Source organism: Cupriavidus sp. DL-D2, assembly GCF_039710735.1.
Taxonomy (GTDB): domain Bacteria; phylum Pseudomonadota; class Gammaproteobacteria; order Burkholderiales; family Burkholderiaceae; genus Cupriavidus.
The window spans coordinates 1-24,366 of record NZ_JBDKXK010000008.1; the positions used below are offsets into that span (position 1 = coordinate 1).

At 62.2% G+C, this 24,366-nt stretch carries 19 protein-coding genes; 12 read left to right on the plus strand and 7 right to left on the minus strand.

The features are described 5' to 3' along the window. Positions 1 to 97: 97 nt before the first annotated feature. Positions 98 to 1,741 carry a glycosyltransferase family 39 protein gene (locus ABDB81_RS06635; protein ID WP_346810515.1) on the minus strand — a complete coding sequence of 548 codons (1,644 nt, stop codon included), beginning with the start codon at positions 1,739 to 1,741 and terminating at the stop codon, positions 98 to 100. Positions 1,742 to 2,084: 343 nt separating this feature from the next. Here ABDB81_RS06635 and ABDB81_RS06640 point away from each other — a divergent pair, with 343 nt between their 5' ends. The 5 genes from ABDB81_RS06640 to ABDB81_RS06660 all read left to right on the plus strand — a co-directional run bounded on the left by ABDB81_RS06640 (position 2,085) and on the right by ABDB81_RS06660 (position 8,569). Beyond that, on the plus strand, positions 2,085 to 2,822 hold the full coding sequence (locus ABDB81_RS06640; protein ID WP_137923476.1) for a response regulator: 738 nt from the start codon (positions 2,085 to 2,087) through the stop codon (positions 2,820 to 2,822). Continuing rightward, complete coding sequence (locus ABDB81_RS06645) at positions 2,819 to 4,201, plus strand: ATP-binding protein (protein ID WP_346810451.1); 1,383 nt, start codon at positions 2,819 to 2,821, stop codon at positions 4,199 to 4,201. The genes ABDB81_RS06640 and ABDB81_RS06645 overlap by 4 nt, the downstream gene beginning before the upstream one ends. 226 nt (positions 4,202 to 4,427) lie before the next feature. After that, the gene (locus ABDB81_RS06650; RefSeq protein ID WP_346810452.1) at positions 4,428 to 6,680 is read left to right on the plus strand and encodes a TonB-dependent siderophore receptor; all 2,253 of its coding nucleotides are present in this window, start codon (positions 4,428 to 4,430) and stop codon (positions 6,678 to 6,680) included. A gap of 114 nt (positions 6,681 to 6,794) precedes the next feature. Further along, positions 6,795 to 7,481, plus strand: coding sequence for a Fe2+-dependent dioxygenase (locus tag ABDB81_RS06655; RefSeq protein ID WP_346810453.1), 687 nt, complete (start codon positions 6,795 to 6,797; stop codon positions 7,479 to 7,481). 5 nt (positions 7,482 to 7,486) lie between these two features. Then, positions 7,487 to 8,569: an alpha-hydroxy acid oxidase gene (locus ABDB81_RS06660; RefSeq protein ID WP_346810454.1), complete on the plus strand. Its 1,083-nt coding sequence runs from the start codon at positions 7,487 to 7,489 to the stop codon at positions 8,567 to 8,569. Between the two features lie 95 nt (positions 8,570 to 8,664). Here ABDB81_RS06660 and ABDB81_RS06665 read toward each other — a convergent pair whose 3' ends face one another. Next, positions 8,665 to 10,245: an isocitrate lyase gene (locus ABDB81_RS06665; protein WP_137923471.1), complete on the minus strand. Its 1,581-nt coding sequence runs from the start codon at positions 10,243 to 10,245 to the stop codon at positions 8,665 to 8,667. A 405-nt stretch (positions 10,246 to 10,650) separates the two neighbouring features. Next, positions 10,651 to 12,087 (minus strand): CAP domain-containing protein, encoded by a 1,437-nt coding sequence (locus tag ABDB81_RS06670; RefSeq protein WP_346810455.1) that lies wholly within the window; start codon positions 12,085 to 12,087, stop codon positions 10,651 to 10,653. A gap of 260 nt (positions 12,088 to 12,347) precedes the next feature. Between ABDB81_RS06670 and ABDB81_RS06675 the strand changes: the two genes are divergently transcribed. Together ABDB81_RS06675 and ABDB81_RS06680 are read left to right on the plus strand one after the other, a co-directional pair. Next, a complete protein-coding gene (locus tag ABDB81_RS06675) occupies positions 12,348 to 12,953 on the plus strand; it encodes a PAS domain S-box protein (RefSeq protein ID WP_137923469.1) in 606 nt (201 codons plus the stop codon). 122 nt (positions 12,954 to 13,075) lie between these two features. Then, positions 13,076 to 13,864: an SDR family oxidoreductase gene (locus ABDB81_RS06680; protein ID WP_137923468.1), complete on the plus strand. Its 789-nt coding sequence runs from the start codon at positions 13,076 to 13,078 to the stop codon at positions 13,862 to 13,864. Positions 13,865 to 13,901: 37 nt separating this feature from the next. Here the strand turns inward: ABDB81_RS06680 and ABDB81_RS06685 are convergent, their stop codons facing one another. Further along, positions 13,902 to 14,636 (minus strand): GntR family transcriptional regulator, encoded by a 735-nt coding sequence (locus tag ABDB81_RS06685; protein ID WP_137923467.1) that lies wholly within the window; start codon positions 14,634 to 14,636, stop codon positions 13,902 to 13,904. Positions 14,637 to 14,763: 127 nt separating this feature from the next. Between ABDB81_RS06685 and pcaB the strand changes: the two genes are divergently transcribed. Genes pcaB through ABDB81_RS06705 form a run of 4 tightly spaced genes read left to right on the plus strand, consistent with a single transcriptional unit; the run spans position 14,764 to position 20,002 of the window. Next, positions 14,764 to 16,137: a 3-carboxy-cis,cis-muconate cycloisomerase gene (gene pcaB, locus ABDB81_RS06690; protein ID WP_137923466.1), complete on the plus strand. Its 1,374-nt coding sequence runs from the start codon at positions 14,764 to 14,766 to the stop codon at positions 16,135 to 16,137. Between the two features lie 37 nt (positions 16,138 to 16,174). Continuing rightward, positions 16,175 to 17,581, plus strand: coding sequence for a cation:dicarboxylase symporter family transporter (locus ABDB81_RS06695; RefSeq protein WP_137923465.1), 1,407 nt, complete (start codon positions 16,175 to 16,177; stop codon positions 17,579 to 17,581). A 36-nt stretch (positions 17,582 to 17,617) separates the two neighbouring features. Beyond that, positions 17,618 to 18,604, plus strand: a complete 987-nt coding sequence (locus tag ABDB81_RS06700) for a tripartite tricarboxylate transporter substrate binding protein BugD (RefSeq protein ID WP_346810456.1) — start codon at positions 17,618 to 17,620, stop codon at positions 18,602 to 18,604. 3 nt (positions 18,605 to 18,607) lie between these two features. Beyond that, a complete protein-coding gene (locus ABDB81_RS06705; RefSeq protein WP_346810457.1) occupies positions 18,608 to 20,002 on the plus strand; it encodes a class II fumarate hydratase in 1,395 nt (464 codons plus the stop codon). A gap of 20 nt (positions 20,003 to 20,022) precedes the next feature. On the opposite strand, the gene ABDB81_RS06710 is transcribed toward ABDB81_RS06705, so the two are convergent. From ABDB81_RS06710 to ABDB81_RS06720, 3 genes are all read right to left on the minus strand, one after another. Next, positions 20,023 to 20,322, minus strand: coding sequence for an EthD family reductase (locus ABDB81_RS06710; RefSeq protein WP_137923462.1), 300 nt, complete (start codon positions 20,320 to 20,322; stop codon positions 20,023 to 20,025). 257 nt (positions 20,323 to 20,579) lie between these two features. Further along, entirely contained in the window at positions 20,580 to 21,251 is a 672-nt protein-coding gene (locus ABDB81_RS06715) for a GntR family transcriptional regulator (protein ID WP_346810516.1), read from the minus strand. A 129-nt stretch (positions 21,252 to 21,380) separates the two neighbouring features. After that, a complete protein-coding gene (locus tag ABDB81_RS06720) occupies positions 21,381 to 23,165 on the minus strand; it encodes an IlvD/Edd family dehydratase (protein WP_160473638.1) in 1,785 nt (594 codons plus the stop codon). Between the two features lie 191 nt (positions 23,166 to 23,356). Between ABDB81_RS06720 and ABDB81_RS06725 the strand changes: the two genes are divergently transcribed. Next, the gene (locus ABDB81_RS06725) at positions 23,357 to 24,355 is read left to right on the plus strand and encodes a tripartite tricarboxylate transporter substrate binding protein (RefSeq protein ID WP_346810458.1); all 999 of its coding nucleotides are present in this window, start codon (positions 23,357 to 23,359) and stop codon (positions 24,353 to 24,355) included. The last annotated feature ends 11 nt before the right edge of the window (positions 24,356 to 24,366 follow it).

Here is a 24,366-nt window from a genome sequence, read left to right on the forward strand (position 1 = left end):
GCGTCAGATGGTGGCCGATGAAGCCATTGACGCCGAGGATCAGGACTCGCTTTTGCTGCATAAGAAATTCAAAAAAATGGAGTGAACAAAAAAGAATTCAGCGGGAGGGGAGCGGTACGGGCCTGTTGCTCACGACCACCCGGCGCCAGTCGCGGTCCACGACGTAGAAGCGCAAGGCTGGCGAGAGTTCCAGGTAGGTCTGGGGCGACATCACGGCGAGCGCCGGAGCCTTGCCGGCCCAGTCCTTCGCAAACGTGGCAATGTCAGGCACTGCACGTTGCGGTTCCATCTCGGTGCCGAAAGTCAGCTCGTCCGCCGAGCCCACCATGGTGAGCGGATGCCCGACGTAGAACGGCAATGTATGGTCCAGCATTTCCAGGGCATAGAGCTTCATGCCGGGTGTCAGGATCTGCTTGACCTGGGGCGCAAGGCTGGCGCCGGAGGCCGGCCCGCCTACGGTCTCATGACCCAGCAGCGCCACGGTGAAGCCGACGTACATGCCGAGCGCATACATCGCCACGCTGCGCAGCACGCCACGATGGAGCAAGAGGAACGAGACGGCGATGGACAACAGCATCAGCACAAATGCCAGCGCGGCCCAGATCGCATAGGCGCGCCAGAACATGTTGGGCGTGTGGTTGGCGTTGAGCGTGGCCACCACGGGGCTGGCCAGCAGGCCACAACTGGTCAGCACGGCCATGCCCATCAACTGCTTGCGCCATGCGCGGGCGTCGATCTTGTCGAGCGCCACGCCCGCCAGGATGCCCAGTGCCGGAAACACGGGCACGATATAGCCGGGCAGTTTGGAATGCGACAGGCTGAAGAACGTGAAGATCGCGATGGCCCAGACCCCGGCCATCAGGGCCGGGCGGAACGTTGTCCGGCGATGCGCGGCGGGCAGGCGGATGGCGGCCCAGATGCGCGGAAACAGGCCGACCCATGGCAGGAATCCACCAAGAATCAGGGGCACGAAGTACACGATCGGTCCGCCCCGCGCATGCAGGTTGGAGGTGTAGCGCTGCCAGTGCTCGTGGATGAAAAAGAAGTGCAGGAACTCGGGATTGCGGGTGGAAACCAGATAGAACCACGGCGCACTGATCGCCACCATGAGCGCGGCACCGGGCAGCAGGTACAGGCGTCGCCACAGGTTCCAGTCGCGCGTGATGCAGGTATAGACCACAAGGACCAGGCCCGGCAGTGCGATACCGACAAGACCCTTGGTCAGGATCGCCACCCCCATCGCCGCCCAGCTCGCCAGCATCCATGTCCTGCGTTGGGACGCGGTGTTATCGGGGTGCTGGGCGATCAGCATGCAGGCCAGGATGCATGACATGACGCCGGCCAGGGTCATGTCGAGTGTATTGAAGTGCGCCGCCACGCTCCACATGGGCGCGGCCAGCAGTGCCAGTCCCGCAAACGCTGCGGCACGCACGCCGAACCAGCGCCAGGTGGCAAGCATCGTCATGACAATGCCCAGCAGCCCGGCCAGTGCCACGGTCAGACGCGCCTGCCATTCGCCGATGCCGAACAGCGCGTAGGCGACCGCCGTTGCCCACATATGGAAGGGCGGCTTCTCGAAGTACTTGAGTGCGTTGTAGCGGATGGTCACCCAGTCGCCGGTGGTGAGCATCTCGCGCGAAATCTCTGCGTAGCGGCCTTCGTCCGGACCCACCAGATGGCGCAACCCCAGCGTGCCAAACCAGAATACGAGCGCCACGCCGACAAACACCGCAATCCACATCAGATAGGCGTTGCCCGTTGCGAGCGGCCGATAACGGGGCAACGGTACGTCATGCGAAATAAGCGGGGGGCGCTGGGCCTCTCGTTGCAGCATCGATGAGTGTCAGGAAACGGTGATGTCGATCGCGACGGACCCGTGAGAACACAGGCCGGCACGTTTTTCCCGAGACTATCGAATGGACCTTAATCGAACATTAAGCTGTGTGGTTTCCAACACCAAAGCATCAGACCGTGACAGGAACGGCGCGCTTGCGTGCTCCCTGTACGGCGCCAGGCGCGTCGGCGCGGCATAGTAGTTAAGCTAGAATCGCGGGAAATGATTCTTATTTGTAAGTTCGAGGGGTATGGACGCGCGTCCCAGCATTCTGATCGTCGACGATCACATCAATATTCGTGACCCATTGGCCACATACTTCCGCCGCTTCGAGTTCGAAGTCGAGACCGTGGGCGACGGCAAGGCCATGCGGCAACGGCTGGAGGAACGTTCTTTCAGCCTGATCGTGCTGGACATCATGCTTCCCGGCGAAGACGGCCTGTCGTTGTGCCGCTTTGTGTCCGAGCGTGTGGGCACGCCAGTCATTCTGCTGACGGCGGTGGCCGAACAGGCCGATCGCATCGCAGGCCTGGAAATCGGCGCGTCCGACTATGTGGTGAAGCCTTTTGATCCGCGCGAGCTGGTGGCCCGGATTCGCAGTGTGCTCCGGCGCAATCGACCCGCGGAACATCGCGATATGGCGCTTCCTCCTGCGCAGCCCGAGTATCGATTCAGCTTTGGCGGATGGACGTTTGATACGCGATCCCGCGAACTCCGGAACCCCTCCGACACCGATGTGCCGATCAGCACCGCCGAATTCCACCTGCTCCGCGCGCTGGTGGAGAACGCCAATCGTGTGCTGAGTCGCAGCCAGTTGCTGAATCTCACGCAGCGGTCCGATACCGCCACATTCGATCGCAGCATCGACAGTCAGGTCAGCCGCCTGCGCAAGAAATTGGAGCCGGACCCCCGGCGTCCGGAAATGCTGAAGACGGTGCGCGGCGACGGCTACCTGCTGACGAGCCGGGTGCTGGCCGAGCCGGTATGAAGTGGTTGCCGCGCAGTTTGTCGGGGCAACTGATTGCCCTGTGGCTCCTCGCGCTCGTTGCCGCGCACGTGATTGCCGTGGTGGCGCTGACGTGGTGGCGCGCGGACAACGCGACTATCCATCCGCTATCGATTCGCACCATCGAAACACGCGTGCTGTCGGCCTATCGGGTAGCCGAGCGCTCTGCCGACGCCGAGGCCGTGCTCAAGGACATCAGCCTGCCCGATACCACGTTCACGCTGGCCATCCATCCCTTGGCCGGCTTTCCGGAGACTGGCGAACAGGAAGCGGCGATAGCCAAGCGACTGCGCACGTTGCTGGGGATATCGAACGATGTGCCGGTGTATGTGCGGCTGGAGCGGGTGGGGCCGGGCGCGCTGGAAGGCGGGCGTCCCGCGCACCGGAACGGGCTCGACCATGCGTTCCGGAGCGATCACGCATGGGGACTCGACATCGACGTCAGGCTGCCGAATGGTCAATGGCTGTTGAGCCGCAGTCTGCCGACGATGTTGCCTGCGCACTGGTCGCGCGTATTGAGTTTCTCGTTGCTCGTGGGCATGTTGCCCACCGCGCTGATCGCGCTGCTGTTTGGGCGTCGCATCATGCGTCCGCTCAGGAATCTGACGGAAGCATCGAAGCGCGTGAGTCGTGGCGAACAGGTCATCCTGCCCGCGCCTGACGGACTCAGCGGCATCCGCGAGATTACGCAGGCATTCAACGACATGCAGGCCAGTCTCACGCGCTTCGTGAACGGCCGCACGCAGATGGTGGCGGCCATCGGCCACGATCTGCGCACACCGCTGACGTCTTTGCGCATTCGCGCGGAATTCATCGATGATGAACCGCTGCGCGATGCCATGGTGCAGACGCTGGACGAGATGAGCATCATGGTCGAGGAAATCCTGGGCTTTGCGCGTGACGATGCCCTGCGCGAGCCGACGCAAGACGTGTGCTTCGAGGAACTGGTCCGAGAGGTAGTCGATCAGCAGACCATTCAGGGACGATCAGTGAGCTTCAAGAGCGAACTGGCCTCTGACGTGTTGTATCGCTGCCGCCCTGTGCATCTGAAGCGTGGACTGGGCAACATCATCGACAATGCGACGCGCTTTGGCGAAGTTCGCGTCAAGGTCCGGTCCGATGCTGTACCGGGAGCGTTGCGCATCGAGGTGGATGACAGCGGGCCGGGTATCGATCCCGAACATCTGGAACAGGTCTTCGAGCCCTTTGCGCGGCTCGATGCGGCCCGCAGCACCGAGACCGGCGGTCTTGGCCTGGGCCTGGCGATTGCACGATCGTGCATTCGCGCGCATGGCGGCGATGTCACGTTGCATAACAGGGAGACGGGCGGGCTGCGTGCCGTCATCGAACTGCCTGTCTAAGCGGCGATTGTGGCGAAACGTGGTAGCCGATCCGGCGTTGCCACACTTCGCCACAATTCAACAAATCCCAGCAACACCAAATAGTAATCATTCGCATTTTGACGGGTATGCCCGCTGTCTGGCGGCGTCGATTTGCAGTGATGACCTCTTTTGACGGGGAGGGTGATTGCTCCAGCGAAGGCTCGGCTGCACGTCAAGACCGAATGTCCTTCCTCTGGAGTTTTCCGTGCAGCAAAGAAAAATAGCCAATGCCATCCGCCTGTTGGTCTCGGGCGCGTCCGCCGGTCTCGTCCTGTTCCCGCTCGCCGTCCATGCCCAGTCCGCCACCGAATCGGTATCCGGCGCGGCCAGCGGCAACGTGCTGCCGCAGGTCACGGTCACCGGTCGTGGCATTGAAAACACGAACGATGCATCGCTCGGCATTTCGCGGCTGCCGGAAACGGTCAAGGAAACGCCCAAGACCATCAACGTGGTGCCGAGGGAAGTCATCGAGCAGCAGCACGCCACGTCGCTGGAGCAGATCCTCAAGAACGTGCCGGGCATCACGATCTCCACAGGCGAAGGCAACGGCGGCCAGAACGGCGACCAGTTCCGGATTCGCGGCCTCTCGGCCAAGGGCGATATCTACGTGGATGGCCTGCGCGATTTTGGCGCGTACAAGCGCGATGCGTTCAATACGGAAAGCGTCGAAGTCATCAAGGGGCCGTCGGGCGAGAGCTTCGGCGTGGGTAACGTGGGTGGCCTGATCAACCAGACCACCAAGAAAGCCAACCTCAACACCAGTACCAGCATCGATCAGGGCATCGGCTCCGATGCCTCCTATCGCACGACGCTGGACAGCAACTTCAAGCTGAACGACACCTCGGCCCTGCGCATCAACGGCATGTTCCAGAACGGACGCGTGGCCGATCGCAACAACGTGGACGATGACCGCCGCGGCGTCGCCATCGACTTCGGTACGGGCCTGGGCACCAGCACGGAATGGCACCTGAACTATTCGTACCTGCATCGCAGTGGCGCGCCTGATTTCGGCGTGCCGCTGGCCGCGGGGTCCGATGGCATCCTGCGTCCGCTCACGCAATACGGCGTGCCGGGTATCTCGTCGTCCACCTCGTACGTGCGCAACACCGACCGCGATACCACCGATGCGCACATCGTCTCGTCGAACTTCTCGACCAGGCTCGACAACGGCATCACCATCAGCAACGACACGCGCTTCAGCTTCTACGAGCGCGATTTCTCGTCGACCAATCCGGCCTCGCTGACGTACGCCAACCTGCAGACGCTGCTGTCGGGGCGCAATGTCGCGCTGCCGTATGGCGCGGGCGGAGGCACCACCTACCTGCAGCGCGGCTGGGGTGTGCAGAACGTGTTGAGCGCCAAGGGCGAGTTCATGACCGGCAGCATCCGCCACAAGGCGATGGTCGGTCTCGACACGATCTACCAGCGAGATCATCGCGACCAGGGTAGCTGGACGGGCCGCAACAACAACCAGACCGTGGTCAACCCGGTGTTCTACAACAGCCCGAATGCGACGGTTGCCTACAACAACACGCGCGACGCCAACGCCACGAACGTGGGCGTGTTCATGAGCGACCGCGTTTACTTCAACGACCAGATCTCGCTGCTGGGCAGCTTGCGCTGGGACTACTTCCGCAGCGAATACGCCACCAGCGCATCGACGCTGGGCGGCAGCGCAGACTCGAAGAAGCTGAGCCCGGCCATCAGCGCCATCTGGGAGCCGACCAAGGACTACATGTTCTACACGTCGTTCTCGCGCACGTATCGTCCGGTGGGCACCGACATCGCCGTGGCAGTGGGCGGCGTGGGTTCCGAAGTGCCGCAGAATGGCTTCAGCAACGAGCCCGAGCGTGCTGACACCATCGAGGTTGGCGCCAAGCTGGACTTCCTCGACAAGCGGCTCGGCCTGACCGGTGCGCTGTTCCAGACCAAGAAGAGCAATGCGTACACGGTGGACCCTGCGACCGGCGACATCACCAATGGCTTCTCCGATTCTGGCGAAGGCCGGCGTATTCGTGGCGTCGAGCTTGGCCTGAGTGGTCGTATCGTCGGTGGCTGGACGGCTAGCGTGGCGTATGCCTATCTGAACGGCGAAGTCACGTCGGCCTCCACGGCGACAACCGTCGGCAACACGGCGCCGGGCGTGTCAAAGCACAACATCACGCTGTGGACGGCTTATGACATTCCGCACTCGCTGCTGCCGGTGCCTGGCCAACTGACGATCGGCGGTGGACTGCAGTACGCCACGGGCCACTGGGCGGATTCGGCGAACACCGCCAAGATGCCGGACAACTTCTCGCTCGACGCAATGATCGCGTACAGGCAGGGCAAGTACCGTATCTCGCTCAATGGCTACAACCTGACGAACCATCTGAACTATCAGTCGTCGTTTGGTGCCGTGCGTGCGGTTCCGACTTCACGTCGGACGGTGCTGCTGAACGTTGGCATGACGTTCTGATCACGGGCAACTGCGTGGCGATTGCCGGGCTTTGCGCAGACGCAAGGCCCGGGGGGGCGGAGCCGCTACCATACGGAGTCCGCGCCCCTCCACCTGCTTACCTCCGAACGCATCATGCTCGTACAGATTCCAGATGTCCTGACGCCCGAACAGATCCGCTATTGCAGGGAACGGCTCGAAAGCTCGCCATGGGTGGACGGGCGCGTCACGGCGGGCGATCTCGCTGCCAAATCCAAACACAATCTCCAGTTGCCGGTGGACAGCGCCGAGGCCCGTGAACTCGGGGAACTGATCCTTACCGTGCTCGGTGGGAACGCCACGTATCACTCTGCGGCATTGCCGCTGCGCGTGTTGCCGCCGATGTTCAATCGCTACGACACGGCCATGACGTTCGGCAGTCACGTGGACAACGCGATCCGCACCGTGCCGGGCTCGGGCGGCATGCGTATCCGTGCCGATGTATCGAGCACGCTGTTTCTCTCCGATCCCGATGAATACGAGGGTGGCGAACTGGTCATCAAGGATCTCTATGGCTCGCACACCGTCAAGCTGCCGGCGGGGCACATGGTGGTCTATCCTTCGTCCTCGCTGCATGAGGTCACGCCCGTGACCAAGGGCGCGCGATGGGCATCGTTCTTCTGGGCGCAGTCCATGGTCAAGGACGATGGGCAGCGCAGCATGCTCTACGAACTGGATCTCGCGATCATCGATATTCGCCAGCGGCTCGGCGATGACCAGGCATCCGTGCTGGCATTGGTCAACCACTATCACAACCTGCTGCGTCGCTGGGCCGAACTGTGAGCAGCATGCACATTCCCCCTGACACCGTTTCGCTGGACGACTACGAACGTCGCTTCCACGAACGCGTGGACGCGCCGATACGGGCCTACATCTCGGGCGCCGCCGCCGATGGCGTGACGCAGCGCGACAACCGCACCGCGTTCGACCGGGTCAAGCTGATGCCGTGTGCGTTGGCCGATTTCTCCAATGCTTCCGCACGATCGATTCTGCTGGGTGAAGTCCTCGAATCGCCCATCCTGATTGCACCCACCGCGTATCACAAGCTGGTGTACCCGGCGGGCGAGCTGGCAACCGCGCAGGCCGCATCGCTGACGCGCACGTGGATGACGGTCAGTACGCAGGCCAGCACGCCGCTTGAGGAAGTGGCGCGCATCGGCAGTGCGCCAGTCTGGTTCCAGCTCTATTTCCAACCGCGATGGGAAGACACGCTGACACTGGTGAGACGGGCGGAAAACGCGGGATACAAGGCGCTGGTCCTGACCATCGACGCCACGATCAGCGGCGTGCGCAATATCGAACAACGCGCGGGCTTCCGGTTGCCGCCCGATGTCCGCCCCGTCAATCTCGATGGCATGGCGCCGATGCCGACATTCGATGCGCGCAACGGCAGTCCGGTCTTCAAGGGGTTGCTCGACAACGCGCCCACGTGGGCCACCCTGCAGGCGCTGTGCCGTGAAACCCGCTTGCCCGTGGTGGTGAAGGGCCTGCTCAATCCGCTGGATGTGCCGCGCGCCATCGAGGCTGGTGCGGCAGGCATCATCGTGTCGAATCATGGAGGCCGCACGCTCGATACCGTACCGGCGACGCTGGATTGCCTGCCGGGTGTGGTGGCGGCGGTCAACGGCGCAGTGCCTGTACTGCTCGATGGCGGTGTCCGACGCGGGACCGATGTGTTCAAGGCCATCGCGCTCGGCGCCTCCGCCGTTATGATCGGTCAGCCCGTGTTGCATGCACTGGCCGTGGGTGGCATGCCGGGCGTAGCCCACATGCTGACGTTGCTGCAAACCGAATTCGAAATCGCCATGGCCCTGATGGGTTGCGCGACGCTCGATGCCATCGATCGGTCGAAGGTCATCACGGCGCTGTAGGTCGTGCCACATGTCGATGCGATCGATGCAACAAAAAAACGCCAACCCGCGAAGGTTGGCGTTTTTCTTGGAACGTACTACCGGAACAGACGCGATCAGAACTGGTTCATCGTGTTGTCCTTGCCCGCTGCCTTCAGGGCGGCGTCGCCGCTGAAGTATTCCTTGTGGTCGTCACCGATGTCCGAGCCGGACATGTTCTGGTGCTTCACGCAGGCGATGCCCTGGCGGATTTCCTTGCGCTGCACGCCAGCCACGTAGCCCAGCATGCCCTGGTCGCCGAAGTATTCCTTGGCCAGGTTGTCCGTGGACAGTGCGGCGGTGTGGTACGTCGGCAGCGTGATCAGGTGGTGGAAGATACCGGCTTCGCGTGCGGCATCGGCCTGGAACGTACGGATCTTCTCGTCGGCTTGCTTCGCCAGTTCCGTGTTGTCGTACTCCACGCTCATCAGTTGGCTGCGTTCGTAGGCCGACACATCCTTGCCTGCGGCTTGCATCGCGTCATAGGCTTGCTGGCGGAAGTTCAGGGTCCAGTTGAACGACGGGCTGTTGTTGTACACCAGCTTGGCGTTCGGGATCACCTTGCGGATTTCCTTGACCATGTTGCCGATCTGCGCGATGTGCGGCTTTTCGGTTTCGATCCACAGCAGGTCGGCGCCGTTCTGCAGCGCGGTGATGCTGTCCAGCACGCAACGTGCTTCGCCCGTACCGGCGCGGAACTGGAACAGGTTGCTCGGCAGGCGCTTCGGACGCAGCAGCTTGCCATCGCGCTTGATGATCACGTCACCGTTGCCCAGTTGGTCCGGGGTCAGTTCTTCGCAATCGAGGAACGAGTTGTACTGGTCGCCCAGGTCGCCCGGCGTGTGGGTCACGGCGATTTGCTTGGTCAGGCCGGCACCCAGCGAATCGGTACGCGACACGATGATGCCGTCGTCCACGCCCAGTTCCAGGAACGCGTAGCGAATGGCGCGGATCTTGGCCAGGAAGTCCTCGTGCGGCACGGTGACCTTGCCGTCCTGGTGGCCGCACTGCTTCTCGTCGGACACCTGGTTTTCGATCTGGATGCAGCAGGCACCGGCTTCGATGAACTGCTTGGCCAGCAGGTACGTTGCCTCGGCATTGCCGAAACCAGCGTCGATGTCGGCGATGATGGGCACCACGTGCGTCACGTGGTTGTCGATCTTTTCCTGGATCGCGGCCTTGGCAGCGCCGGTGGCAGCGTCCAGTTCGCGGAACAGGCCGCCCAGTTCACGGGCATCGGCCTGGCGCAGGAATGTGTACAGTTCGCGGATCAGCGCGGTCACCGACGTCTTTTCGTGCATCGACTGGTCCGGCAGCGGACCGAACTCCGAGCGCAGCGCAGCGACCATCCAGCCCGACAGGTACAGGTAACGGCGTTCGGTGCTCTTGAAGTGCTTCTTGATGGAGATCATCTTCTGCTGGCCGATGAAGCCGTGCCAGCAACCCAGCGACTGCGTGTACTTGGACGAGTCGGCATCGTAGGCGGCCATATCGGCGCGCATGATCTTGGCCGTGTACTTGGCAATGTCCAGACCCGTCTTGAACTTGTTCTGGGCGCGCATGCGTGCGGCGTATTCGGGATTGATGGCATCCCAAGCGCTGCCCTGCATTTCCTTCAAACCAGCAACTGCCTTGATGTCGTCTTGATATTGGGCCATGTGTCTCTCCTAAGGGCTTGAGCGCTTCCGCAAAAAGTTTTTGGGGGGTGCTTCACGGTTTGTCGAAGCGAACCGCATGGACAAAATTGTAGTCCTCGCTTGATGCGTCGCAACAAGGTCTTATATAAGACATAAGACTTAATTTATCTTTATATTTCAACGAGATAGCTCTTGTATTTCGTGATGTGGAACGATTTTTCAGGCCACGAAAACAGCGCGCCGGAGAAATCCGGCGCAAATCCCGCAATGTGAAACGTGCTTTCAGGTGTCGAAGCGCGGAAGTCAGGCGGCCATGCGTTCGGTCACCTCGCAGGAAGGTCCGTCGGTAAGGGCGAGCTGGTCGGCCAGTTTGCGCAATTCGAGAGGATCGGGGCGAATCCGCAGCCAGAGTGAACGGCTGCGCGGCTAGTGAATGTGGCTGCGCACGAGGAACGAACCCCAGACCCAGCCTCCCTCGACGCGGCACCAGTCGTCGGCCTTGCATTCGTAGAGGCGCAGGATCTGGCCTTGTCTGAGGATGCCGATTACCCGACCGACGCCGCCTGGGATGTCATAGAGATCGACGTCCGAGATGATGAACGTGTTCGTCTGCGGCGAGGCGCTTCGACCCAACGCCATCATCGGGGCCAGTCCCTGGATGGGTTTCGGCACGTTCTGAGCCAGCACGCCAGGTTCTGCGGCATTGAAATTTCCGGTCGGGTCATATTCGCAGGCCCAGAGCGTGCCTTGCGTCTGACCCTGCGAGCAGGTGTTCTTGGCGCAGCCCAGCTTCGTGGTCGCGCGCCATATCACCTGAGTAAAATGGCCGGTCACTTTCTTGGGGTTGTTCGCAGGGTTGCAGGCGTCTCCGAATACCGATCCCGAATCGTCTTCCCCCGCCAGTTTCGGGGAGGGGTTGTCGAAGTTGTAAACATTGCTCTCGCAATACCACTGCCGGGCAGCTTCCTTCGCGGTGCGGCTGGGCCAGCCGAACGAGAGATTCTCGCCATAACGATAATTGGGATCGGTCCCACATCCGCGCGGACTCTGGTGGCAGAAATACTCGTCGTTATTGGCGTTCTTGGCCTTGTGGCAGCCGGCCACCCATGCCTTCGCGTTATTGGCCAGTTCGGTCGACCATGTCAATGGCGCCACGCCGTGTCTGGCGCGATAGGTATTGTGCTCGGTGCACATTTCCAGGTCGTCGCCGGACAGGCCCGCGCATCCTGTTCCGGTTGACCCGGTTGATCCGGTCCCAGGTCCTGTACCGGGAACCACCTGCGCAAACGCGCCGCAAATCAATCCCAACGCATTGACGTGCCGGCCATATCGACCTTGCACACCGACGGCCGCCTCGCCGTTCGGGCACGGCTGAATCTCGGTGGGGAAACGGGAAAATCCCGGAGGCTCCTGACCGAGCCTGAAATTGCTGCGATCCGGGCCAGTGGTGGAGCGGCAATTCAGATCGATGGTCAGGACCTGACGATTCCCCTCAGTGAATAACATGCCGAGGCCCGACACGATTTTGCCGGCGCCGCACGTACCTTGAGAGGGGCCGCCCCCATTTCCGCCGCGCGTTGGCCCATTCGACTGCGTGCCGATCGAACCGTCAGGGTTGATGGCGCCGCAGGTAATCGACATCTGATCTATCCACGCACCCGAACGCACGCGCATGCCAATCAGGAACTGGCCGGCAGGGCATACATCCCGGGCACTGGAGTCGCCGCCTCCGCCCACCGGCGCATATTCCTTGGCGGCGAGGGCGGGAATGGAGTGGAAGGCCGTGAGCCAGACCAGAAGGATCATCGAAACGATCGCAATCTGGTTTGGCGAGGTGGTGTCTGCTGCCGTGCGCGTTGTCATCGCAGGCCCCCCATTTGTTGTTTCTTGTTCTTGCACGCGGGACATGTGGATGCGGGTCCGGGCAATGGCTCCAGCCTAGAAACGCGCGTTCGAAATGCAAATGCACTTCGCTTCCATCTGATCTGCAAGACGTTTCAACGATAGATATCTGTCGGGGTGTTGCTGTGCGGTGAACGGCGCATCAAATATCGTGCGGCGGTTCTGATACCGAATCATTCTGTGTAATATCGCCATTACTCAATTTCTGACCTGACCGGGGTATGGCGGATCTTTCAGGCGAATCGTCGCTGCTCGAGATCGCGGATCGTTCGATCCAGAATGTCTTCCTGGTAGATGCTTCCGGGAAGATTCAGTACGTCAACCGGAACTGCTCGGCCACGCTGGGTTTTGCGGCGTCCGACCTCATTGGTCTTCCCATCCTTGATCTCGTGGTCCCGGGCGATCGTACAAAGACGCTGAACGAGGCCCAACAAGTCCTGGCCGGCAAGCGTCGCGAGGGATTCGAAAACCGCTATCAGCACCGCAGTGGTGCCGATGTTCATTTCCGATGGTCCGCGCGATGGCTGGAAGCCAACCAGCTACGACTCGGCATCGCCCAGGATGTCACGGACCTGCACCACAATCGCTGCGGCTTGCTACTGCCCGATACCGTGGTGGACGCATTGGCGTCTTCCGAACGCGATGTGCTTTTTCTATTATTGACGTCGGCATCCGAAGCGCAGATTGCGGATCGGACAGGCATGAACCAGCGCGAGGTGCTGACGTGTGTTGCCAGCATCTATCGCACGCTCGGTGTCAGAGGCAGGCTGGGATTGTTCACGCTCTGCCTGGGCGGACTGGAGTCCGCGTCGCCGCATGGTGGCTAGCGTGATCGATGGTTGTGCTTCAGTAGTGACGCATTTGGCGGCCTGACGCATCAGGCAAATCAAGCGGATCGAACGCGGAAAGGCCATGTGTCCTGTCCCATCGCCGCACAGAAAGGATGGATATGGACTATCAACTTCAAGGCAAGTTGGCGCTGGTCAGTGGATCGAGCAAGGGCATCGGGTTTGCCATTGCGGCGGGACTGGCGCGCGAAGGGGCAGAAGTCATCCTGAACGGGAGATCGGACCGTTCCGTGGCCGAGGCGCTCGATAAACTGGCGGCCACGGTGCCCAACGCGCGCGTGCACGGCTATGCAGGCGACCTGTCGACCGTTGCAGGCGTGGAAGGTCTGGTCGCAAAGTTTCCCACGGTCGACATCCTCGTCAACAATCTCGGGATGTTCGACCCCAAGCCGTTCGAGGACATCCCCGACGCTGACTGGCAGATGTTCTTCGACGTCAATGTCATGTCTGGCGTGCGGTTGTCCCGCGCCTACCTGCCGGCGATGAAGAAGAAAAACTGGGGGCGCATCGTATTCATCAGCAGCGAGAGCGGCGTCCAGATTCCCGTCGAAATGATCCACTACGGCATGACCAAGACTGCACAGCTCGCCATCTCGCGCGGCTTGGCGGAATCGTGCGCGGGCACGGGTGTCACGGTGAATGCCGTGCTGCCAGGACCGACAAGCTCGGAAGGCGTCAGCGATTTTGTGGAGAAGCTGTCCGGTGGCCAGTCGTTCGAAGCCTTCCAGAAGCAGTTTTTCGAACAGGCTCGTCCCTCGTCGCTGCTGAAGCGCTTTATCACACCGGAGGAAGTGGCGAACCTGGTCGTCTATGTCTGCTCGCCCGCATCGGCGGCCACCAATGGCGCGGCATTGCGTGCCGATGGCGGGGTGGTGCGCTCGGCGTTCTGACGTTGGCCCGAGTCCGCGCCGAGGCCATCGGCGCGGGTTACCCCGCGGTGCGCTTCATGCGCGTGGTGACCGAGAACGTCTCTGCCGGATGGATCGTTACCGATACCTCGAACGTTTCACCGGCCTCATCGAAATAGCGACGCACGATCTTCAGGACCGGCGCGCCCAGTTCGAGCCCAAGCGCATCGCCAATGCGCGCATCCTGCAGCGTCGAGGCGCGCACCTCCTGTTCGATCTCCGCAATCGGGCGGCCATGACGTGATTCGATCAATGAGCTGACCAGCACGTCGGGTGTATCACGCACAGTGGCTCCGATATCGGCATAGCTGGCATCGACATAGATGTCGGTCCACGCCATCGGCGCAGCACTGTCACCATCGTCCAGCCGGACGCTGGAAATGCGCAGCCACTGCGTATCGGGTGCGCCGCCCAGGTCGGCTGCCACTTCGGCTGGCGCGGTCACAGTCTCCACCGACTGCACCACGCGGCGGTGCGCTTCACCAAACTGCATCAGGTCTTCCACCGACGCCAATGTCGGCTTGAACACGGCTTTCGGCCGGGTGGCCTCCACGCGCGTGCCCACGTTCTTGCGGCGCGACACCAGCCCCATGTCCTGCAACTCCTGCAACACCGCCCGAATCGTGTAGCGGCTGGCCTGGAATTGCTCGCATAGCTCGAACTCTGTAGGCAGCAGGGCGCCTACCGGGAAACGGCCCGTGGTGATGCCGTCCAGCAGCGCGCGGCTGATCTCTGCGGAATTTGTCTTGCTCATTGGCCCTTTCACTGCACGTGCACCATTTCAGGGTTAACACTGATTTCTCAAATATGTTCGAACATATTTAATGGTGCATATGTTCGAACATATACGAATTTCTGCACGATTGCCACAAGGTCGCACCATGCCCAACTACACGATTCCCGCCGCCAGCACCGTTGTCGATTCCGCGTTGTTCCGAGATGCCTTCGGCACCAAGGCCATGCGCGAGATTTTCTCGGACGGCGCGCTGGTCCAGCGATACATCGACGTCGAAGTCGCCCTGGCCAAGGCCGAGGCCCGCGTCGGCGTCATTCCCGCGGATGCCGCCGAAGCCATCGCCCGGGAATCGCGCATCGAGCGGATCGACTTCGACCACATGCGCGAGGAAACCGACATTGTCGGCTATCCGATCCTGCCGCTGGTGCATCAACTGGTGGAAATGTGCGGTGAAGCCGGTCGCTACGTCCACTGGGGTGCCACCACGCAGGACATCATGGACACCGCCGTGGCGCTGCAGGTGCGCGATGCACTGGACAGCATCGATGCCGATATCCGCGAGCTGCGCCGCATCCTGGCCGACCTCGCCGTGAAGCATCGCGATACCCCGATGGCTGGCCGTACCCACTTGCAGCAAGCGTTGCCGGTGACGTTCGGCTACAAGGTGGCGATCTGGCTGGCGATGTTCGATCGCCATCAACAGCGACTGGCCGAACTGCGCCCGCGCGTGGCCGTGGTGGAGTTTGCCGGTGCTGCCGGCACGTTGGCGTCGCTGGGTGACAAGGGCTTCGACGTGCAGCGTGCGCTGGCTCAGGAACTGGATCTTGGGGTGCCGGCAACCACCTGGCACGTAGCACGTGACGGGTTTGCCGAAGCCGTGAACCTGCTGGCGCTGATCACCGGATCGCTCGGCAAGATTGCGCTCGACATCATGATCATGGCCTCCACGGAATTCGCGGAGGTCTACGAGCCTTTCGTGAAGGGGCGGGGCGCCAGCAGCACCATGCCGCAGAAGCGCAACCCGATTTCGAGCGAACTGATGCTTGCCGCATCGAAGGCCGTGCGCCAGCACGCCGGCCTGATGGTGGATGCCATGGTGCAGGACTTCGAGCGTGCCACCGGCCCGTGGCATGCCGAGTGGATCGCCATTCCCGAGAGTTTCATCCTGACTGCCGGCGCACTGCATCAAGCGAAATTCGCGCTGGGCGGCCTGATCGTCGATGTGCCGCGCATGGCGCAGAACCTCGGCATTTCCAAGGGTTTGATCGTGGCCGAGGCCGTGATGATGCGCATGGCGCCCCATATCGGCCGCCAGCAGGCGCACGACGTGGTCTACGACGCTTGCCGCACCGTGAACGAGAAGGGCGGCACGCTGGCCGAAGCACTGCTCGCATTGCCCGCTGTCACGCAGCACTTCGACCGTGCGGCCATCGAACACATGGTGGACCCGGTGAACTATCTGGGCCTGGCACCGCAAATGGTGGATCGCGCCATCGCGCTGTCTGGCGAAGTGGCCTGAGCGCCGGCATTCGGCTACCCGTCCAGAGGAGACAGACATGAATACCGCATCCACACAGATTCCAGACGTTCCAACACCCAGGCGCCTGCCCTGGTATCGCCGCCTTGGCATGCAGGTGCTGGTGTCGCTGATACTCGGCATCGCGGTGGGCTTCGCGTTTCCGGCATTCGCGGCAAAGCTCAAGCTGCTGGGCGACATGTTCCTGTCGCTCATCAAGGCCGGCGTCGCGCCGCTGGTATTCCTGACCATCGTCCATGGCATTGCTTCGGCGGGCGACGTCAAGAGTGCGGGGCGCGTGGGCTGGCGATCCATTCTCTACTTCGAGGTGATCTCCACCATCGCGCTGATCATCGGCATGGTGGCTGGCAACCTGCTGGAGATCGGCAAGGGCATGAGCAGCGTTGGCGCGGCCAGTGCGGCGCCAGTGGTCAAGGCGGCTGCACCGCAGGGCTTCCTGGAGTTCATGGCGCATATCGTGCCGGACAACTTCGTGGGCGCCTTCGCCAAGGGCGAACTGCTGCAGGTGGTGGTGCTGGCCGTGATGGTTGGCATCGGCATCCTGGCCATTCCGGAGACCCGTCGCGTCAAGATCAATGAAGGGCTCGACAACATCTCCGAGGTGCTGTTCTCGTTCATCAATCTCGTGATGAAGCTCGCGCCGATCGGCACGTTTGGCGCAGTGGCCTACTCCGTGGGCAGCAACGGCTCCGCCGTGCTGCTGGCGCTGGCCGAGTTCGTGCTGAGCTTCTATGCCGTGGTGATCGTGTTCATTGCCGTGGTGCTCGGCCTTGTGGCGCGACTGGCAGGGTTCAGCCTGTGGCGATTCCTGCGATACATCAAGGATGAAATCCTGATCGTGCTGGGCACGGCATCGTCGGAGAGTGCGCTGCCTCGCCTGCTGATCAAGCTGCAACGCCTGGGCTGCGCCAAGCAAACGGTTGGACTGGTGCTGCCCACGGGTTATGCCTTCAACCTCGATGGCACTTCCATCTTCATGGCGATGGGGGTGATGTTCATCTCCCACGCCTACGGTGTGCCGTTGTCGCTCGATCATCAGCTTGGCATTCTGGTGCTGATGCTGCTGACGTCGAAGGGGGCTGCAACGGTCTCCGGTGGTTCCTTCGTCGTATTCGCCGCCACGGTGACATCGACGGGCGTGTTGCCGGTGGAAGGGCTTGCGGTGATCTTTGGCGTCTACCGTTTCCTGTCGATGGCGATCTCCACCTGCAACACCATCGGCAACAGCGTGGCGACGGTGGTGGTAGCCAAGTGGTCCGGCACGTTCGATGCCGACACTGCGAAACGTCATCTATACCCGGAGCTGTATCCGAATACCGCGCAGGCCGATGCCGCACTCGACGACGGCAACCTGCTGGGCGAGGACGCCGATCAGGTCGGCCCGCATTCCAGCGGCATACCGCTGGCGCGCGCCACGGCCCGCTAATCCCATTTCATAAAAAATTCAGGCAGGAGACAACCCATGCAACCCTTCACTCCCTTTGTGCGCGCCACACTTGCCGTCGTTACGCTTGCTGCCGCTACGTCGGCCCACGCACAGGCGTGGCCCAACAAGCCGATCACATGGATCGTGCCGTTCGCGGCGGGTGGTCCCACCGATGCACTGGCGCGCAATATCGCCGAGCGCGTGTCACGCGAGGTGGGGCAGTCGATCATCATCGACAACTCGCCTGGAGCGGGCGGCACCGTTGGCGCGACCAAGGCTGCGCGCGCACAGGCAGATGGCTACACGATGCTGGTGGGCCATATGGGTTACATGGGCGCTGCACCCGCGCTGTACAAGAAGCTGCCCTACGACCCGGTGAAGGATTTCGCGCCGGTGTTTCGCTTCCCGGACACGCCGATGGTGCTGATGGTGCGCAAGGACCATCCTGCCAAGGACGTGAAGGCGCTGGTCGAGTACGGCAAGCAGAATCCCGGCAAGCTGTTCATCAGCAATGCGGGCATGGGCTCGACGTCCCATCTCATCGCGGCGATGTTCGCGTCGGCGGCGGGCATCAAGGTATCGCTGGTGCCGTACAAGGGCGCAGGACCGGCGCTGATCGATGTGATTGGCGGTCAGGTCGATGGCATGTTCGACCAGACTAACACCGCGTTGCCGCAGATCACGGAAGCGAAGGTGCGCCCGCTGGCGGTGACATCCGCCACGCGCGTGGCCCAACTCAAGGATGTGCCGACCCTGGCTGAAACCGTGGTCCCTGGCTTCGAGGCCGCTACGTGGTACGGCATCTATGCACCGAAGGGCACGCCGCAGCCGGTGATCGACAAGGTGCAGGCGGCCTACCTGAAAGTCATGAACGACAAGGCGTTCACGGATCGACTATCCGCCCAGGCTATCCAGATGCTGCCGGCTGACAAGTACACGGCCAGTGCGCTGGGAAAGCACACGGAAACCGAAGTGGCGCGCTGGAAGGTGCTGGCAGCCAAGGCGAACATCTCGCTGGATTGAACGATGACGATGACGCGCACAGAGCACGACGCCTTTGGGCCAGTGGATATTCCTGCTGTCCGGTACTGGGGTGCCCAGACCCAGCGCGCGCTCGCCGTGTTCGATATCGGCACCGAGCGGCTTCCCGAGTGCCTGATCCATGCATTCGGCCTGCACAAGATGTCGGCGGCAGTTGCCAATTTGCAGTGCGGCCAACTCGACGCCGATATGGCGCAGGCGATTGTTGCGGCAGCGGCCGAGGTGCGCAGCGGTGCATTCGACGCGCACTTTCCGCTGACGATCTGGCAGACCGGGTCCGGCACACAGACCAACATGAATGCCAACGAGGTCATCGCCAATCGCGCTAACGAGCGTCTGGGCGAACCGCTCGGCACCAAGCGTCCGATCCATCCCAACGATCACGTCAATCGTTCGCAGTCGTCCAATGACAGCTTTCCGACGGTGATGCATTTGAGCGCCGTGCTGGAAGTCGAAGACCGGTTGCTCCCTGCATTGGCCGCACTGCGCGATAGCTTGCAGGCACGCTCGGTGGCCTTCGCGGACATCCTCAAACTGGCGCGAACGCATCTGATGGATGCGGTGCCCACCACCCTGGGACGCAGCTTCGAGGGGTTTGCGGCGCAGGTTGGATATGGCATCGAGCGCGTGGAAGCCACGATGCCGCGCCTGCTGTCGCTGCCGCAAGGCGGTACGGCGGCAGGCACAGGACTCAACGCGCCGGCAGGATTCGCGGAAGCCTTCTGCGCGGAGGCGAGCCGCCTGACTGGACTGCCATTCCGCCCGAGCCCGTGCAAGGTGGAGGGCATGGCCGCGCACGATGCGTTGCTGGAGCTGTCCGGCGTGCTGAACGTCATCGCCGTCTCGTTCATCAAGATTGCGAACGACCTGCGATGGATGAGTTCCGGGCCACACTGCGGAATCGGCGAACTGCTGATGCCCGATGACGGCCTGACCTCATCGATCATGCCGGGAAAGCGGAATCCCACCATCCTGGAGGTGATGGTGCAGGCCGGCATGCAAGTCGCTGGCAATCACGTCACGGTCACGATGGCGGGGGCATCGGGCAGCTTCGAACTGAATGTGGCGAAACCAGTGCTGATCCACAACGTGCTGCAGTCGATCCGTGTACTGGCCGACAGCGCGCGTACCGTGGCGGAACGCGTGATTCCAGGACTGGAACCGAACCGCGAGCGGCTCGCACGCCAACTCGACAGCCCGCTACTGGCCGCTACAGCGCTGAATCCACACATCGGCTATGACAAGGCGGCGCGCATCGTAGCCTACGCCAAGGCGCATGGCATGGCCGCGCGCGAGGCGGCCATCGCACTCGAAATCCTGAGTGGCGACGAGTACGACGCGCTGGTGGATCTGGCGCGCATGGCGCGGGGAGGGGGCTGAGATTCTTGGCGAAGGAGTATCTACACCTCCTTCGTCTCGAAAATCAGCAACTCCATCCCGGCCTGTGCGAAGTTTGCCAGGTCAGCCACTGCGGCAGCACCTTCTGGCGAAGCAAGCGATGCCTGAAGGTCTGCCATCGAATCGAAGCTCAGTATCGCTGCCAAATGGAACGGACCATCCCCTCCGATGGGCCCGTCGTTGACCTCGTAGCTGCGCAGGCCGGGCATCGTCTTGGCGATGGGGATGTGTCGGGTGAAGTAGTGGGAATCGAACTCGGCCGTGTCGGCAGGCGTCTTGTATAGCGCGATGAGCTTTGCCATTTGCTTTCTCCAGTGACGAAGCGCACTTGGGTGCGCGCTTCCTGGAGCGAAGCATAGGGGCGTTCAAGCGGCTGGCGTATGCGCCGTCCGCATGATGATTGACGATGGTCAGAGGAGCCCCAGAGCGCGCAGCCTGGCATGAACGCGATGATGGGCGACGTCATCAATGTGGCCGGATGGACATCGGGTCTGGCGCCGCGGTGGAAGGGTGTGGCGAAAGAGGCCAACATCAGCCTCGATTGACTGCCTGCGGCGCGTTACAGCCGATATTGCTGCGCGTGCAGATAGGCGTCGCGCGACGGCAAGAGATGCGAGGCGCAGAGGGACACCAAGGCATCGATATCTCCCTTCTGCAGCGCCGCGATCATTTGCCAGTGTTCCTTCTGCGCGCGCTCGCGATACTCGGCAGACACGAGCGAGGCAAAGCGGATCGGGTGGGTCTGTCGCGCAAACTCGGCAATCGCCTTTTGCAGCGTCTGGTTGCTGCAAAGGCTGAAGAGTTCGCGATGGAAGGCCAGGTTGACGCGGAACACGGTGCGCGCATCGCCTGCCGCAACGGCGGCATCGTGTTGCTTTTGGATGGCGATCAGATGCTCGATGCGTGAAGGCACGCGCTCCATGTCGATGCGCCTTGCCGCCTCGGTCTCGAGCATGGTCCGCACTTCGTACAGTTCCTTGACCTCCTGAGCCGAAAACGATCGAACGAGCGCCCCCACGTTCTTGCGCCGTTCGATCAGCCCCATCCGGTCCATGGCGGCCAACGCATCGCGGACGACGTGACGTTTCACGTTGAACCTCACCATCAAGTCGTCTTCGACCAGCCGCTCGCGCGGATGAAGCCGGCCGAAGACGATGTCTTCCTCAAGCGCGGCAACCATGGCGCTCAGCGCGTCGGGCGTTGTAGAAGAGGACTCATCGCCAGTTTCCATGGCGGTGTTCAGCGTGTCGGAGATGGACATCGGGTGGGTTGCGCCGGCCAAGGGGCGCGGCGCAGGATGACGTGGCGGAAAGTAAGCCGTCATTTTGACCTATTTTTCGATGCCCCAAGCGTCGCGAGGTTACTCTGCCTTGCCCGGTACTTTCCCTCGTGCTTCCACCGCTCGCAGGAAATCAAAGTCCACGCCCTGATCCGCCTGGTTCACGCTGGTGAGGAACAGCTTGCGATAACCACGATCCGCAGTGGGTACGGTCACCGGGTTTTCCTGCTGCCGCCGGGCCAGTTCTTCGTCGCTGACATCCAGCGTCAACTCCCGTCGCGCCACGGACAGGCGAATGCGGTCGCCGTTGCGGACCTGAGCCAGCGGACCGCCAATCGCGGCTTCCGGTGTGACGTGCAGCACGATGGTGCCGAAGGCCGTGCCGCTCATGCGGCCATCCGAAATCCGCACGATATCCTTGACGCCGGCCCGCGCCAGTTTGCGCGGAATGGGGATGTAGCCTGCCTCGGGCATTCCGGGCGCACCCTTCGGGCCGATGTTCTTCAATACGAGGATGTCGTCGGCGGTGACATCGAGATCATCGCTGTCGATGCGGTTTGCCAGATCCTCGGCGTTCTCGAAAACCACCGCACGACCCTCATGCTCCATGAGCTTCGGATGCGCGGCCGACTGCTTGATGATCGCGCCACCGGGCGCAAGATTTCCTTGCAGCACGGCGATGCCACCTTGCGGATAGATGGGGTTGTCGCGCGAACGCACAACGTCCTGCTGGAACCCCGGGCCGGCTCGTTCGATTTCTTCGCCCAGCGTACGGCCCGTCACCGTTAACGCATCGAGCTTGAGCAGCGGCTTCAACTCGCGCAGCAGCGTTGCCATGCCCCCGGCATGGTGGAAGTCCTCCATGTAGTGATCGCCGGAAGGCTTCAGGTCCAGCAGCACCGGCGTATCGCGCCCCATCCGGTCCAGGGCGGCCAGATCGATGTCATAACCCATGCGCCCTGCGATAGCCGCCAGGTGCACGATGCCATTCGTCGAGCCGCCAATCGCCAGAAGCACCCGCATCGCGTTTTCGAAGGCAGCGGGGGTGAGGATCTTGTCGATGGTCAGCCGCTCCTTCGCAATGCGGACCGCTTCGGTTCCCGTCTGCTCTGCCACGCGGATGCGGTCGGCTGTCACGGCTGGCGGGGACGCACCACCCGGCACGGTCATCCCAAGCGCCTCGGCAATGCAAGCCATCGTGCTGGCCGTGCCCATGACCGAGCAGGTCCCAACGCTGGCCACCAACTGATTGTTCACGTCCGAGATCTCTTCCGCATCGATTTCCTCCGCGCGGAACTTGCCCCAGTAGCGTCGGCAATCCGTGCAGGCGCCTACACGTTCGCTGCGGTGCGAGCCGGTCAGCATCGATCCTGTGATCAGTTGAATGGCGGGGATACCGGCGGAGGCCGCGCCCATCAACTGGGCAGGCACGGTCTTGTCGCAACCGCCGATCAGCACCACGGCATCCATCGGCTGCGCGCGAATCATCTCCTCGGTGTCCATCGACATCAGGTTGCGCAGATACATGCTCGTGGGCGCCGAGAAACTCTCGTGAATGGAAATCGTCGGGAAGTCCATCGGCAGGCCGCCCGCCAGCATCACGCCGCGCTTCACGGCCTCGATCAGTTGCGGCGCGTTGCCATGGCAGGGGTTGTAAGCGCTGCCGGTGTTGACGATGCCGATGACAGGACGATCCAGCGCGGCATCGGTGTAGCCCGCGCCTTTGATGAACGCCTTGCGCAGAAACAGCGAAAAACCGCGGTCGCCGTAGTTGGTGAGGCCCTTCGATATGCCGGTGGCTGCGGCTTCGGGAGCGATGTCATGGCGCGAGGCGGCGCCTTTGGGGTCTTGGTCTTCGTTGGGCATGGGGTTTCCTGCTGGTACTGGGGACAGGCTCGCACCTGATGTTTCGTTGGACTGAAGCATAGCCCATGTCCCCTCAGATTGTCGTCAGTGATATCACCTATATTATTAATAATATGGATGACTAGGATTCGGCCTAGCCTCGGCGCCTGGCCGAGTGCGCTTCTATACATAACGACATGGAAGGAGATCCTATGCATCGACCATCTAAATCAGGCGGTATTCACCGTCGACAACTGCTGGCAGCGGCCGTTGCCCTGGCCAGCACCATCGCGTTTCCTGCGCTGGCAAGGGCCGACTATCCGGAGAAGCCCATCAAACTGGTGGTGCCCTACACCCCAGGAGGTGCGACGGATGTCATCGCTCGCGTGGTGGCGCAAAGACTGACGGTTTCGCTCGGGCAGCCGGTCGTGGTGGAGAACAAGGCTGGCGCCGCAGGCAACCTGGGTGCTGCCTATGTGGCGCGAGAGAAGCCCGATGGCTACACGCTGATGTTGGGCGCGCTGACCAGTCACGCCATCAACAGCGTGTTGTTGCCGGCGTCCGCAGGTTTCACGATGGACAAGAGCTTTGCGCCCGTTGCGGTGGTGGGGCGTGTGCCGTTGGTCGTGGCGGTCGGGCCTTCGTTCAAGGGCAAGACGCTGGCCGACTTCATCGGTACGGCAAAGGCGAAGCCTGGCGGTTTGAACTATGGGTCGTCGGGCAATGGTTCACCGCAGCATCTTGCGGCGGAACTGTTCAAGCGCCAGGCCGGTGTCGACCTCACCCACGTGCCATACAAGGGCAGCAGTCCCGCGCTGAACGACTTGATGGGTGGGCAGGTGGACGTGGTCTTCGATACGCTGCCCGCCACCCAGTCGTTCATCAAGGGTGGCCGGTTGCGTGCGCTGGCTTCGGCCACGCCCCAGCGCGTGCTGCCCGATGTCCCCACGGCAGGTGAGGCGGGGCTATCAGGGTTCGAAGTCAGTTCGATGTTCGGCCTGCTGGCGCCTGCAGGCACGCCGCCGCCGGTCATCGGCAAGCTGAGCGCCTCGCTGAAAGACATCATGGCCCTGCCGGAGGTCAAGGCCGCGCTGATTGGCCAGGGTGTCGTGCCGGTCTACACGACACCGGACCAGGCCCGCACGCAGATTGACGAGGAGGTGGGGCGGTGGGCCAAGGTCATCCGGGAGTCGAACATCCGGGCCGACTGAGAGGCCGACTG

Bases quoted from the DNA above. Each gene is read 5' to 3' on its own strand.
- ABDB81_RS06635 (WP_346810515.1), bottom strand. From the start codon at position 1,741: ATGTGGATTGCGGTGTTTGTCGGCGTGGCGCTCGTATTCTGGTTTGGC.
- ABDB81_RS06640 (WP_137923476.1), top strand. From the start codon at position 2,085: ATGGACGCGCGTCCCAGCATTCTGATCGTCGACGATCACATCAATATT.
- ABDB81_RS06645 (WP_346810451.1), top strand. From the start codon at position 2,819: ATGAAGTGGTTGCCGCGCAGTTTGTCGGGGCAACTGATTGCCCTGTGG.
- ABDB81_RS06655 (WP_346810453.1), top strand. From the start codon at position 6,795: ATGCTCGTACAGATTCCAGATGTCCTGACGCCCGAACAGATCCGCTAT.
- ABDB81_RS06660 (WP_346810454.1), top strand. From the start codon at position 7,487: ATGCACATTCCCCCTGACACCGTTTCGCTGGACGACTACGAACGTCGC.
- ABDB81_RS06665 (WP_137923471.1), bottom strand. From the start codon at position 10,245: ATGGCCCAATATCAAGACGACATCAAGGCAGTTGCTGGTTTGAAGGAA.
- ABDB81_RS06670 (WP_346810455.1), bottom strand. From the start codon at position 12,087: ATGACAACGCGCACGGCAGCAGACACCACCTCGCCAAACCAGATTGCG.
- ABDB81_RS06675 (WP_137923469.1), top strand. From the start codon at position 12,348: ATGGCGGATCTTTCAGGCGAATCGTCGCTGCTCGAGATCGCGGATCGT.
- ABDB81_RS06680 (WP_137923468.1), top strand. From the start codon at position 13,076: ATGGACTATCAACTTCAAGGCAAGTTGGCGCTGGTCAGTGGATCGAGC.
- ABDB81_RS06685 (WP_137923467.1), bottom strand. From the start codon at position 14,636: ATGAGCAAGACAAATTCCGCAGAGATCAGCCGCGCGCTGCTGGACGGC.
- pcaB (WP_137923466.1), top strand. From the start codon at position 14,764: ATGCCCAACTACACGATTCCCGCCGCCAGCACCGTTGTCGATTCCGCG.
- ABDB81_RS06695 (WP_137923465.1), top strand. From the start codon at position 16,175: ATGAATACCGCATCCACACAGATTCCAGACGTTCCAACACCCAGGCGC.
- ABDB81_RS06700 (WP_346810456.1), top strand. From the start codon at position 17,618: ATGCAACCCTTCACTCCCTTTGTGCGCGCCACACTTGCCGTCGTTACG.
- ABDB81_RS06705 (WP_346810457.1), top strand. From the start codon at position 18,608: ATGACGATGACGCGCACAGAGCACGACGCCTTTGGGCCAGTGGATATT.
- ABDB81_RS06710 (WP_137923462.1), bottom strand. From the start codon at position 20,322: ATGGCAAAGCTCATCGCGCTATACAAGACGCCTGCCGACACGGCCGAG.
- ABDB81_RS06715 (WP_346810516.1), bottom strand. From the start codon at position 21,251: ATGGAAACTGGCGATGAGTCCTCTTCTACAACGCCCGACGCGCTGAGC.
- ABDB81_RS06720 (WP_160473638.1), bottom strand. From the start codon at position 23,165: ATGCCCAACGAAGACCAAGACCCCAAAGGCGCCGCCTCGCGCCATGAC.
- ABDB81_RS06725 (WP_346810458.1), top strand. From the start codon at position 23,357: ATGCATCGACCATCTAAATCAGGCGGTATTCACCGTCGACAACTGCTG.